General features: G+C 39.5%; 11 protein-coding genes. 8 read left to right on the top strand and 3 right to left on the bottom strand.

The window, feature by feature from the left end:
* The first annotated feature begins 10 nt into the window (after positions 1–10).
* Positions 11–586: a TMEM165/GDT1 family protein gene (locus F936_RS01645; RefSeq protein WP_003654075.1), complete on the top strand. Its 576-nt coding sequence runs from the start codon at positions 11–13 to the stop codon at positions 584–586.
* A 60-nt stretch (positions 587–646) separates the two neighbouring features.
* Here F936_RS01645 and F936_RS01640 read toward each other — a convergent pair whose 3' ends face one another.
* Positions 647–2,803, bottom strand: a complete 2,157-nt coding sequence (locus F936_RS01640) for a TonB-dependent siderophore receptor (RefSeq protein WP_005044259.1) — start codon at positions 2,801–2,803, stop codon at positions 647–649.
* A gap of 228 nt (positions 2,804–3,031) precedes the next feature.
* Here F936_RS01640 and F936_RS01635 point away from each other — a divergent pair, with 228 nt between their 5' ends.
* The 5 genes from F936_RS01635 to recJ all read left to right on the top strand — a co-directional run bounded on the left by F936_RS01635 (position 3,032) and on the right by recJ (position 9,354).
* A complete protein-coding gene (locus F936_RS01635; RefSeq protein WP_005044257.1) occupies positions 3,032–3,829 on the top strand; it encodes an oxygen-binding di-iron domain-containing protein in 798 nt (265 codons plus the stop codon).
* A 203-nt stretch (positions 3,830–4,032) separates the two neighbouring features.
* Positions 4,033–5,499: an IMP dehydrogenase gene (gene guaB / locus F936_RS01630; RefSeq protein WP_003654069.1), complete on the top strand. Its 1,467-nt coding sequence runs from the start codon at positions 4,033–4,035 to the stop codon at positions 5,497–5,499.
* A gap of 149 nt (positions 5,500–5,648) precedes the next feature.
* A complete protein-coding gene (gene glmM, locus F936_RS01625) occupies positions 5,649–6,986 on the top strand; it encodes a phosphoglucosamine mutase (protein ID WP_005044255.1) in 1,338 nt (445 codons plus the stop codon).
* A 10-nt stretch (positions 6,987–6,996) separates the two neighbouring features.
* Complete coding sequence (gene pdxH / locus F936_RS01620) at positions 6,997–7,653, top strand: pyridoxamine 5'-phosphate oxidase (protein ID WP_005044252.1); 657 nt, start codon at positions 6,997–6,999, stop codon at positions 7,651–7,653.
* Entirely contained in the window at positions 7,654–9,354 is a 1,701-nt protein-coding gene (gene recJ, locus F936_RS01615; protein ID WP_005044250.1) for a single-stranded-DNA-specific exonuclease RecJ, read from the top strand.
* 49 nt (positions 9,355–9,403) lie between these two features.
* Here recJ and F936_RS01610 read toward each other — a convergent pair whose 3' ends face one another.
* Positions 9,404–10,171 (bottom strand): putative porin, encoded by a 768-nt coding sequence (locus F936_RS01610; protein WP_003654062.1) that lies wholly within the window; start codon positions 10,169–10,171, stop codon positions 9,404–9,406.
* A 335-nt stretch (positions 10,172–10,506) separates the two neighbouring features.
* Positions 10,507–11,364, bottom strand: coding sequence for a putative porin (locus F936_RS01605; RefSeq protein ID WP_005044248.1), 858 nt, complete (start codon positions 11,362–11,364; stop codon positions 10,507–10,509).
* Between the two features lie 207 nt (positions 11,365–11,571).
* On the opposite strand from F936_RS01605, the gene prfB reads away from it, so the two are divergent.
* Together prfB and F936_RS01595 are read left to right on the top strand one after the other, a co-directional pair.
* A protein-coding gene (prfB, locus tag F936_RS01600) for a peptide chain release factor 2 (RefSeq protein WP_100222881.1) occupies positions 11,572–12,667 on the top strand; the annotation gives its coding sequence in 2 pieces (ribosomal slippage) (positions 11,572–11,643 and positions 11,645–12,667; 1,095 coding nt in all).
* 221 nt (positions 12,668–12,888) lie between these two features.
* Positions 12,889–13,191, top strand: a complete 303-nt coding sequence (locus tag F936_RS01595) for an ArsR/SmtB family transcription factor (RefSeq protein ID WP_002121891.1) — start codon at positions 12,889–12,891, stop codon at positions 13,189–13,191.
* Positions 13,192–13,196: the final 5 nt, after the last annotated feature.

The following is a 13,196-nucleotide window of genomic DNA, read 5'->3' as shown; positions in this document are numbered from 1 at the left end:
GAGAAACGACATGCAAGAATTTCTGATTTCTACCTCAATTGTTGCCCTAGCTGAAATGGGCGATAAAACTCAATTACTCGCCCTTTTATTGTCTGCACGTTTCCGTAAGCCAATCCCTATTCTCATTGCGATTCTGTTAGCAACTTTAATTAACCATGGTATCTCTGCTGTGCTTGGACAGTGGATTACGACCGTCTTGAGCCCCGAAATCTTAGTTTGGGTACTGGCCGGTGGTTTTATTGGTATGGCGTTCTGGATGCTTATTCCAGATAAGTTAGATGATGAAACAGATAGCATTAATAGATGGCAAAAATTTGGTGTTTTTGGTGCAACCTTTATCTTGTTTTTCTTGGCTGAAATTGGTGATAAAACGCAGATTGCAACAGTGGCCTTAGCTGCTCGTTACGACAGTATTTTCTGGGTTATGCTGGGTACAACTTTAGGTATGATGATTGCCAATGCACCAGCTGTGTTTATTGGTAATAAATTGGCTGAACGTTTATCTATCTCACTCATTCATAAAATTGGTGCGGCTATTTTCTTAATTGTAGGTGTCTCTACTTTAGTGCAGCATTATTTCTTCTAAAACATTTAAAGCTGCCATAAAAAACGCACTCAATTCGAGTGCGTTTTTTTGTAGGTCGTTTTAGTAGTTAAATTTCACTGTAAAGTTAATTTGGCGTGGGTTGCCGAGTGTCACTAAATTCTCATTCAGCGCACCTGCATAGTAATCTTTATCAAATAGATTGCGGATAGTAAGTTGAGCGCCCCAATGCCCAGTGTCATAGCCAGCTTCAGTGTCAAAGACTGTATAGCCTGGAACATGAACATCTAAGCCATCGACAGTTTTATACGTTTCACCGCGGAACCCGCCGCCTACATACCAACCAAGTTTTGATGCAGGGTCAAATTTATAGCGTGCTGACAAGCTATATGCATGCTCAGGAATATTGTCGAGAGCTTTTCCTACATTACTCGTGTTTGCATCTTTACTAATTTCTGCATCAATTGTGTAGGTATATGCAGCCGTTAATTTTAAGCCTTCTAAAATTTCTGCGCTGAGTTCAGTTTCAATACCACGTGTTAACTGTTCGCCACGTTGTACTTTCTCACTCGTATTGATTGAATCATTGACTACAACATTTTGACGTTTTAAATCATACCAAGCGATAGCGCCTTGAATTCTTTGATCAGGACTTTGTAATTTCATCCCCACTTCAACCTGTTTCCCCTCTTCAGGTTTGAACGGATTGTTATTTACATCTGTACCACTGTTAGGAGTAAATGAAGTGGCATAGCTAACATAAGGAGCCACAATGTCATTAAGGGTATACATAAGAGAAGCACTACCTGTGAATGCTTCATCTGATTGTTTACTCGTATTGCTATTAACCAAACTTCTAGTTTGAGTTTGTGCCCAGTCTTGGCGTCCAGACAAGCTTAAAAGCCATTGATCATTGAGTTGAATACGGTCACGAATATATAAGCCTGCGTATTTTAAGCGGTTAATATCGTGGTTACTGACAGGATTGGAACAAGTAACAGTTTGCCCATATACAGGAGCATATATGTTTAAATCACCTACATTACAACGGTTATTGGTGTAATCACTTTTTTCTTGGAAGGCATCTACACCTATATTGAAATCATGTTGCATACCATATAAATCAAACTGTTTATTTAAACGGTTATCGATGGCAAAACTTAAGTTATCAATAATTTGGTGGCGGCTGTTATTTTTACGGCTTATGGTGGTGTAGTTTTTATCTGCCCAAAAGTTACTACCTGTTCGAGCAAAAACAGCTGTACCATCCATTTCAGTTTTTTGTACGGCAAAATTCTGATTGAAGTTCCAGCCATTATCAAAAGCATGTTTAAACGTATAACCAGTACGGTAAACATCGGCTTCATATTTACCGAAATTAGGGTCGCCAATATATAAACTTCGGTCTATAGCACCGTTAGGGTTATCTTTTAGAGTACCAATGACGGGTAAACCTTGCTGACGAATATATTCGCGATGTTGATAGCTTGCGATGACAGAAAGGTCGGTGTTATCCCCTAAGTCAAAGTTGTAAGAAGGGGAAATATAGTAATTTTTAAAATACACATAATCTGTCGGGTCATCTTGGTCCGAGATACGACCATTTAAACGGAAAGCACCTTTTTCACTATTATTAGGACTATAGTTTAAATCGAATGTGCCTTCTTTAAGGCTGTAACTGCCATAAGTCATACTAGCACGTGCAAAACTTTCTGCTTGAGGGCGTTTAGTGACTAAATTCACCATGCCGCCTGGAGCAACCAAACCAAAATTAATAGATGCAGGGCCTTTTAAAACTTGTACCTGATCCATACCTGATATTTCAGCTGCTACAGATGGAGTTGGTGAGCTTTGACCAACTCTTAAGCCATCTACATAAACTGAATCAGAAGATGTCTGCCCTCGAATAACGAAATCATCCCAACCACGACGACCTAGTTTTCCAGCTTCTACTCCTGCAACACCTTCAAGTGCATCTGCTAAGGTTCTTGCTTGTTTCTGATCGAGCTGTTCACGTGTTACTACCGAAACCGATTGAGCAGTCTTAAACAAGGGTGCATCTGATTTTAAGGCAGAGGTTGCTTTCGTTGCGACATACGGGGAGGTGGTTTCTTTTTGCGCCTGAATAGAAATTGTGGGTAGCACACTAGTCGAATTTTTTTGTTCTGCTGTTTCATCAGCATGACTTGCTGTCATCGAACTAAAAATAGCAACTGCTAACAATGTTTTGGAGCTTGAAAAATAAGGTGCTTGGTTCATGGGAGGCCTAGACAGCGCAAAAGACAAAAACTGATAATGAGAATTATTTTAATTTATTGTGAGTTAATTTTAAATAACATTATGATTCATTTATAAAATAAGAAAAGCAAAAGCTATTTTAAAATATTATGAGAAAAATAAAGCAATTCATTGCAAGAATTATCGAATCCCTTTATTTTAGTATGGATATAAAAATATCTAATATTTAAAGTTTTTTTGGGGAATTGTATGGGGTTTGAAAAAACAACATCGCAGATATTATTTGATAATGGCGTACATAAATGTATTAGTTTTACCAGTTTGGTCAAAGGGGAAGGCATACAAGCCAATCAATTTTTAATTATTGATCATGAACGAGCTGCGGTGATCGACCCAGGTGGCGATTTGACCTATGTTCCGTTGACCATGGAACTTAATAAATATACGCGATTGAAAAATCTGGATTATGTGATGGCCTCTCATCAGGATCCAGACATTATTACTTCAATGCCACGCTGGTTGGTCTATACCGATGCCAAAGTGGTCGCTTCTAAATTATGGGCACGATTTTTACCGCACCTAAATTCTGCATTCATGAGTGAACGTATGAAAGGGAATTGGGAAGATCGCCTTATTGAACTACCAGATCGTGGCCAAGTGATTCAATTGGGGGAATCAAAACTTGTGGTGGTTCCAGCCCATTTTCTACATTCGGTGGGTAATTTTCAGTTCTATGATCCAGTCGCTAAAATTTTATTTTCTGGTGATATGGGTGCGTCGATTGTTGAGGATGCTAATCAACCTTTAACAGATTTCGATACGCATGTTATGAAAATGAAAGCTTTTCACCAACGCTATATGTGTTCAAATAAGGTCATCCGTTTATGGGTCAACATGGTCCGTCAGATGGATATTGAAATGATTGTTCCACAGCATGGCAGCCCATTTATTGGTAAAGAAATGATTAATCAGTTTTTAGATTGGATTGAAACTTTACCTTGTGGTGTCGATTTAATGTCAGAGCAAATTTTTAGTTGCCCTGCATAAATCTAAATATTATTTCTAATAATTAACCCAGATGAAGTTCTGGGTTATAAAAAGATAAGAGCTAGAAAATAGAGCTAAAAGTATAATTAAGTGGAAATTATTTAGAGCAGGCCGATATCTATTGCTGAAAAAGGCAAAGATAATATGAAAATTGCATTGAAATTTGTTTATAATAGCTCACGGAATTTACCAGTGAGATTGTTATGCTGACCATCGTTCAAGAAGCGCTAACCTTCGATGATGTCTTATTACTTCCTGCCTACTCTACTGTTCTCCCAAAAGATGTCTCTCTAAAGACACGTTTAACTCGCGGCATTCATTTAAATATCCCATTAGTTTCTGCTGCAATGGATACAGTGACTGAGTCACGTATGGCGATTGCGATGTCACAAAATGGCGGTATCGGGATTTTGCACAAAAACATGGATATTGCTGCTCAAGCTGCAGAAGTACGCCGTGTAAAGAAATTCGAAGCGGGTATGGTGAAAGACCCTATCACTGTAACGCCTGAAACTACAGTACGTGAACTGATTGCAATTACCACCGCTAATAACATTAGCGGTGTACCTGTTGTTAAAGACGGCAAGGTTGTTGGTATTGTGACAGGCCGTGATACGCGTTTTGAAACCAATTTAGAACAACCAGTTAGCAACATCATGACAGGCCAAGATCGTTTGGTGACTGTACGTGAAGGTGAGTCTAAAGAAAATATTCAAGCATTATTGCAAAAACACCGTATTGAAAAAGTCTTGGTCGTTGGCGAGAGCAACGAACTTAAAGGCTTAATTACAGTGACTGACTTCCGTAAAGCTGAGAGTTATCCAAACAGTTGTAAAGATGACCTTGGTCGTTTACGTGTTGGTGCTGCGGTAGGTACAGGTGCTGATACACCAAGTCGTGTAGAAGCATTGGTTGAAGCTGGTGTTGACGTAATTGTTGTTGATACAGCACATGGTCATTCAGCTGGTGTAATTGAACGTGTACGTTGGGTGAAACAAAACTTCCCTCAAGTACAAGTAATTGGCGGAAACATCGCAACTGGTGATGCTGCATTAGCATTATTAGATGCAGGTGCAGATGCAGTCAAAGTCGGCATTGGTCCTGGTTCTATCTGTACGACACGTATTGTGGCAGGTATTGGTATGCCACAAATTTCTGCGATTGACAGCGTTGCTAATGCACTAAAAGATCAAATTCCTTTAATTGCAGATGGCGGTATCCGTTTCTCTGGCGATATGGCAAAAGCGATCGGTGCAGGTGCAAGTACAATCATGGTTGGTTCACTTTTAGCTGGTACTGAAGAAGCGCCTGGCGAAGTTGAGTTTTTCCAAGGTCGTTACTACAAAGCATATCGTGGTATGGGTTCATTAGGTGCAATGGCGGGAGCAACAGGTTCTGCTGACCGTTATTTCCAAGACTCAAAAGCGGGTGCTGAGAAGTTAGTACCAGAAGGCATTGAAGGCCGTGTTCCATATAAAGGTCCAATGGGTAACATCGTTCATCAAATGATGGGTGGTTTACGTTCATCGATGGGTTATACAGGTTCATCAGTGATTGAAGATCTTCGCCAAAATGCGAAATTTGTGAAAATTACTTCAGCAGGTATGTCTGAGTCACATGTTCATGATGTAACGATTACTAAAGAAGCTCCAAACTATCGTGTTGGTTAGATTTTGGTAACCAAAACAATGAAGAAAGCCGTCATTACACTGACGGCTTTTTGTTTTTGGTGTAAAGTAAATCTAACGAAAAGAAATATGGCGGAATTGCCATATATGAAGTGAGCCACCGCTGAAGTGGCGTAAGAATGAGATAAGCTATGAGTTATTTTGGAACGGATGGTATTCGTGGAAAATTTGGGCAAATGCCTATTACTCCAGAGTTTGCTTTAAAACTCGGTTTTGCTGCAGGGAAGGTATTAAAACGAACGAGTCCAAAAAATAAACCGCTCGTTGTATTAGGAAAAGACACACGTTTATCTGGTTATATTTTAGAATCTGCTTTACAGGCAGGCTTAAACGCTGCTGGCGTATATGTTCATCTACTTGGTCCATTACCAACACCAGCAATTGCACACCTTACTCGTGCTTTGCATGCACATGCAGGTATTGTTATTTCTGCATCACATAATCCATATTATGATAATGGGATTAAATTCTTCTCAAGTGAAGGCAAAAAATTACCTGATTCATTACAAGAAGAAATTAACCTTGAATTAGAAAAAGACTTATTCATTGAGGACACTGCAAACTTAGGTAAAAGTGTTCGTGTAAATGATGCAAACGGTCGTTATATCGAATTTTGTAAATCTACTTTCCCTTACCACTTTGATTTAAATAATTTAAAGATTGTGTTGGACTGTGCTCATGGTGCTGCATATAGCGTTGGCCCTTCAGTTTTCCGTGAGCTAGGTGCAAAAGTCATTGCTTTATATAATGAACCAGATGGCTTAAATATTAATGAAAGCTGTGGTTCAACACATCCTGAACACTTGCAAAAAGCAGTGGTTGAGCACCAAGCAGATTTAGGAATTGCCTTTGATGGCGATGCTGACCGTGTTGTGATGGTTGATAAGTTTGGTAACTTAATTGATGGTGACCATATCCTATATATCTTGGCGACTCAGGCGCAAAATAAGCCAGCTGGTATTGTTGGTACTGTCATGAGTAATATGGCACTTGAAGTTGCACTTGAAAAAGCAAATGTTAATTTTGTTCGTGCAAAAGTCGGTGACCGCTATGTATTACAGGCTTTAGAAGAAAAGGGTTGGGTAACAGGTGGCGAACCTTCTGGTCACATTCTCACTTTAGACAAGAGTACGACTGGTGATGCTATTATCGCCGCGCTTCAAGTTTTAACTGTGATGGTCGAGCAAAATAAGGCTCTTCATGAATTGGTTCAAGACTTTAAACTATTCCCACAAGTTCTTTTAAATGTACGTTTAGAACAAATGCTTGATCCATATTCTATTCCAGTATTGGTTACTGAATTTGATAAAGCAGAAGCACAGCTTAAAGGCCGTGGACGTATCTTGATCCGTAAGTCTGGAACAGAACCAGTGATTCGTGTCATGGTTGAAGGTGACGATGAGCACGAAGTAAATACTTTAGCTCAGCATTTAGCAGATGCGGTTCGTTCACAAGCACAAGTCGCATAAGGTGCATGACATGAGTGATGTCATTAAAGATTTAAGTGAATTACGCTTGAGCTATGAACAAGGCGAGTTGTATGAGGGGCAGGTTGAATCAAACCCTCATCAGCAGTTTCTTGGTTGGTTTAACCATGCTCTAGCAGCCAATTTGCATGAACCCTATGCCATGTCGTTAGCAACAGCGGGTGCCAATGGCAGACCACATGTTCGAACAGTTTTGTTGCGTGGTGCTACAGAAGCTGGCTATGATTTTTATACTAACTATGACAGTCAGAAAGGTATAGATTTGGCAGAGAACCCATATGCTGAATTATTATTTTACTGGCCGAGTCTAGAGCGTCAGGTGAGAGTTGGTGGTCATGTAGTGAAAATTTCTGAACAGGAATCTACAGACTACTATCGTAAACGACCACGTGATAGCCAGATTGCAGCGCATATTAGTACTCCACAAAGTGGAAAAATTGAAACCCGAGAGCTGTTACAGCAGCGCTTTCAAGACTTGCAACAGCAAGTCGAAAGCCGTGAAGTGCTTGATAAACCAGAGTTCTGGGGAGGCTATCGTCTGCAACCAGATTATTATGAATTCTGGCAAGGGCGACCAAATCGTTTACATGACCGCTTGAGTTATGAAAAAATCGACGGTCAATGGATGCTGCACCGGCTGATGCCTTAAATGACAAAAATACAAATCAAACAAAGACCTTTATTGACACGCCCTGAACAGTTTCAGGGCGTGCCGCCGTTTATTGCCGAGATTTTGGCAAGACGTGGAGTCCAATCTGAACAGGAATTAGAGCTCAAGCTTAAGAATTTGCTTGCTCCAGAGCTCAAAGGTCTAGAAACCGCTGTAGCATTAATGGATCAAGCCATTGATGAGCAGAAAAAGATTGTTATTGTCGGCGACTATGATGCCGATGGAGCAACCAGCACCGCGTTAATGGTATTGGTGCTTCGCGATATGGGGGCACAAGTCGATTATTTGGTTCCCGATCGGTTTAAGTACGGTTATGGGCTTACACCTGCAATTGCAGAGCTTGCTCATCAAACTTATCAACCAGATCTATTAATTACTGTTGATAATGGTATTTCCAGCCATGCAGGTGTGGAAACTGCTCAGGCCTTGGATATGCAGGTCATTATTACCGACCACCATTTAACAACTAAAGAAACACCTCCAGCACAAGCAGTTGTTAACCCAAATCAGTTAGGTTGTGATTTCCCAAGTAAAGCGCTTGCAGGTGTTGGCGTTGCATTTTATGTGCTGGCGAATTTGGCAAGTTTACGTAACAAGCAAGGCAAAAGTACAAGTAAAGTCACTCAATATCTAGATTTAGTGGCTTTGGGAACTTATGCCGATGTTGCTGTATTAGATTATAACAACCGTATATTGGTGGATGCAGGTGTAAAGCGAATCCAACAACACCAATGCCGAGTTGGAATTTTAGCGCTATTGGATATTGCTCGTAGAGAGGCGAGTTCATTACGTGCACAAGATCTAGGGTTTGTTATAGGACCACGTATTAATGCTGCTGGACGTATGGAAAGCATGCGTATTGGGATTGAATGTTTACTTGCAGAGAATATGGAAACTGCCTATCCAATTGCTCAGCAATTAAATCAACTCAATATAGAGCGACGCCAGATAGAAGGGGAGATGAAGCAACAAGCTTTATCTGCTTTAGATAGCTTGCAACTCTCAAAAGAAGATATTCCACAAGCCCTTGTACTCTTTGAAGAGAGTTGGCATCAAGGTGTGATTGGAATTGTAGCAGGGCGTTTAAAAGAACAGTTCCATCGCCCAACTATTGTTTTTGCACCAGATGAAGATGGTATCCATATTAAAGGCTCTGCGCGTTCAATTGATGGCGTGCATATTCGAGATACGATTGAACAAGTTGCTGAACAACATCCAGAATTGGTGAGTCATTTTGGTGGACATGCAGCAGCGGCTGGCTTAACGATTCGAAAAGAAAACTTTGATGCTTTTAAAACGGTTTTTACTGGCTGTGTTGCAGCCATGGAAGAGTCTCTGTTTCAAGCAACACTATGGACGGATGGAGAGTTACCAGCTTCTGCTTTGCAGCTAGACACATTGGACTGGATAGAGCAGCTTGGACCATGGGGGCAAAAATTCCCTTTTCCTCAGTTTGAAGGGAACTTTAAGGTCGTCGATTATCGCTGGCTTAAAGAAACACATCTAAAGCTTAGATTAGCCCTAGATCAATATACTTTTGATGCGATTGCATTTAATGCAGCTGGTCGTTTTGAATTTAATCCTATGCGAGATGAAGTTCATTTAGTATATGAAATGGATCGTAATGCATTTAATGGCAATGTAAATTTACAATTGCGTATTGTGCATTTAAACCAATAAAAAAAATCCGCTCATTAGAGCGGATTTTTTTATGTGCTTTTAAGCGATATTAGAAGCGGTATCCTGCACGAACACCATAAGTGTTGTCGTTGTCACCGAAACCAATACGACCTTCAAGACTTACTTGTTGATTTAAGAATTTTTTAGCATTAATACCAAATTCATCTTTATCAGTTAAGTCGTTATTGTAGTAATCCACACCAAGACTTAAAGTTTTATCGATGTAGTAGTCACCACGAACTTTATATTCGTCAAGGTCACCAAACGCACCAAACGCTTCAAGGTTTACGTCATGTTGACCTACTTGAGTTACGTATTTAGCACGAACTGTTGGATCAGCGCCGTCTTTACCGTCTTTTTCGTCGTAACCTTTAACACCTAGAGCAAGTAATAAACCAGGAGCTGGTAAATAACCTACTTCAGCTGCATAAGTAGTTACTTTACTATCAATATTGGTGTTGTCGATTTCACGTTCACTTCGACCTACATCACCGCTAAGGTAGAAATCTGAGTTAGGAACGTAGTATTCAACACCTACGCCATACTGAGTGTCTTTTGTGCCACTGTTATCGCCATAGTTGATAAGAGCGTTAACATTACTTGCACGGCTTAAGAAAGCTGCTTCAGCAAGTGGAGCGTTACGAGTTTGAACAGGATTAAAGTAATAAGTCCCGTCAACACCGAATTTGCTTACACTGCTGCCGTCATCTGGATCAAGATAATTGTAAGAACCACCAACTTCAGCTTGGTAAGCGTTTGCTGCGCCACTTACTGCCAGTGCAGATAAAAGAGCTGATGCAATTGCTAGTTTTTTCATGGAATCTCTCCCCTCTAAAAAGCGATTTTATAAATGTTTTGTTACAACTTTTAGTCTAGACCAAAATGCTTATGCGTCAATCTTGCTCAAGTAACCGTATTGTAACCATGTTCATTTTGTGTAAATGAGTTTTAATTAATATATTGATTATTAAATAAAAATTAAGAATGTTTTATTTTATTAAAATTGAGGATATTTTGTGTAGATCATAAAAAATGCTGTAAAAGTACCCAATTTTGTATGTGGATATTACAGATTAAACTTAAAATGGAGTGAAGAACGCTTAGATAAATCTATCCAAGCGTTTATATCTTTAATTAATAAATTCTTATGAATTAGAAGCGGAATGTTCCATTAATACCAAAAGAATCAGCATCCTCAACAGTCGTATAAGTTAAGCCTACTGCTACTTGTGGTGTAAAGAATTTTTGTGCGCGAAGACTAAAAATTGTATCTGAATCTTCTGCTGTTGAGTCTGCAAAAGATGCTCCAATACTTAAAGTTGGATCAAGATAAAGATCTGCACCTAAACGATAAGTAGTTTCATCTCCAATATAAGTTTGGCCTTCAAAATTAGTATAAAAACCAGAAATTTGAGTTACATACTTCGCACGTAGAGTTACGGCTGTATCATCATCTTCACCAGTTACGGCTGCGGAATTTGAGATCGAAGTAATAAAGCCATATTTAGCTGCTTGCATTGGATCAAAACTTTCAGACAAATCTGTTACACCAGCAGCCAATAATAAGCCATCGGTTGGTAAGAAACCGACCTCTACAGCATAGCCGTTACCACTATCATCAACCGAACCAAAATCATTTGCAGTGACTTCGGTTTTTGTACGGTTAAATGCTCCTGATAAATAGAGTGGGGTATTTGGAATAAAGTATTCACCTGTAATGCCTACAGAACTAAATTCGAGTTTTCCAGAATCTTCATCATCTTCTAGTTTGCTATATGCATATCCTAGTCCAATATTTGAAGATTTATTTAAAAAAGCAGCTTCAGCTAAAGGGAAAGTTTTTGCTTCTACTGGATTAAAATAATATTTGCCGTTAATACCGAAGCTATTATTTTCTCCCCCATCCATATCTGTAAATTCGTACATTGTACCAACTTCAGTTTGGTAGGCATTTGCATTGAAAGCACATGCGGCGGTGAGGATTGCTAATAAAATATTTGATTTTTTCATGAGAAAAACTCTAGTAATGAATGTTATAAAGTTATTAAGATTTTAAGTTATTAATTTTAATATGTTTTTATAACATTAATCAATATTATTATATTTATTTATCACGATTAAAATAATAAAAAACAATAAGTTTTAGTCCTTTTGTTTGAGAATGACAAGCTATGCTAAAATAATCGACTGTTTATCTGCTTTTATGGGAACACTCGCGTGGAAATTAATCCTTATCTAAACCAATTGAAAGACTTAACTGATCGTAGCCAAACACTACGGGGGTATCTTTGACTACGATCTGAAAAAGGAACGTTTAGAAGAAGTTTTACGTGAGTTAGAAGACCCTGCAATTTGGAATGATCAAAACCGTGCTCAGGCAATGGCGAAAGAAAAGGGCGAACTAGAAAACGTTATTAATGTATTGGATGGCTTGTCAACACAGCTTGAAGATGCAAAAGCAATGCTAGATTTGGCCGTAGAAGCCGATGATGAAAGCCTACTTGAAGATGTTCAGTCTGAGCTTGGCGCTGCCGAAGATGAACTGGCTAAACTTGAATTCCGTCGTATGTTTAGCAACCCGATGGACCCGAATCCTTGCTATGTCGAGATTCAATCAGGTTCGGGTGGTACTGAAGCACAAGACTGGGCATCTATGCTATTACGTATGTATATGCGCTGGATCGAACGTCATGGCTTCAAAGCTGAACTCATGGAAGTATCTGATGGCGATGTGGCGGGCATTAAGTCTGCAACGATTCGTGTTGAAGGTGAATATGCCTATGGCTGGTTACGTACCGAATCAGGTGTACACCGTTTAGTTCGTAAATCACCATTTGACAGTGGTAACCGCCGTCATACGTCATTCTCTGCGGTATTTATTTCCCCAGAAGTTGATGACAATATTGAAATTGATATTAACCCTTCTGATGTTCGTACAGATACTTACCGTGCATCGGGTGCTGGTGGTCAGCATATTAACAAAACCGATTCGGCAGTTCGTTTGACTCACACTCCAACAGGTATTGTGGTGGCGTGTCAGAACCAACGTTCACAACATGCTAACCGTGACCATGCATGGAAACAGTTACGTGCGAAACTGTATGAGTTGGAAATGCAAAAGCGTAATGAAGCGGCTCAAGCCTTGGAAGACTCGAAGTCTGATATTGGTTGGGGAAGCCAGATTCGTTCGTATGTATTAGATGATTCGCGTATTAAAGACTTACGTACGGGCGTTGAAAACTCTAATACGGGTGCTGTTCTTGATGGTGACCTTGATCGCTTTATTGAGGCGAGCTTAAAACAAGGTTTATAAGAGTCTGCTGAACTTTTAGTTCAAATACAGTTCATCTATGAATATGTAGAACTCTTGGATTTTTAGCGATTAAAACGGCAAAGCAGTTCAGCCTTCGAATGTTAATCGAAAAAATGCGATATGAATATCGGAAAAAATAGATATGAATATCGCAAAAATGCGATATGATGGTTTCGAAATGCTGAATAAAGCTTTGTTCGTTTAAAAGACGTGTTGAGCCTATGGATATTGATGCAATTAGCAAAGCCCTTTCCAATCCGCTACGTCGGCAAATTTTACAATGGTTGAAAGAACCTGCGCATTATTTACCGGTGGAAGAATGTGGTGGTAGTTTTGAGAAGGGTGTTTGTGCAGGTCATATTGAACGATTGGGTAAAGTAGCACAGTCTACAATGTCTAATCATTTGTCTGTTTTACAACAGGCGGGCCTAATTCAGGTCCAAAAATATGGTCAATGGTCTTATTTTTCACGTAACGAAGCTTTGATTCAGCAATATATCGAACATTTAAAACAAACACTTTAACGATA

Origin of the sequence: Acinetobacter calcoaceticus DSM 30006 = CIP 81.8 (assembly GCF_000368965.1) — a bacterium.
Taxonomy (GTDB): Bacteria; Pseudomonadota; Gammaproteobacteria; order Pseudomonadales; family Moraxellaceae; genus Acinetobacter; species Acinetobacter calcoaceticus.
Note: the sequence above shows the minus strand (reverse complement) of the source record. Positions and strands in the feature narration are given on the sequence as shown.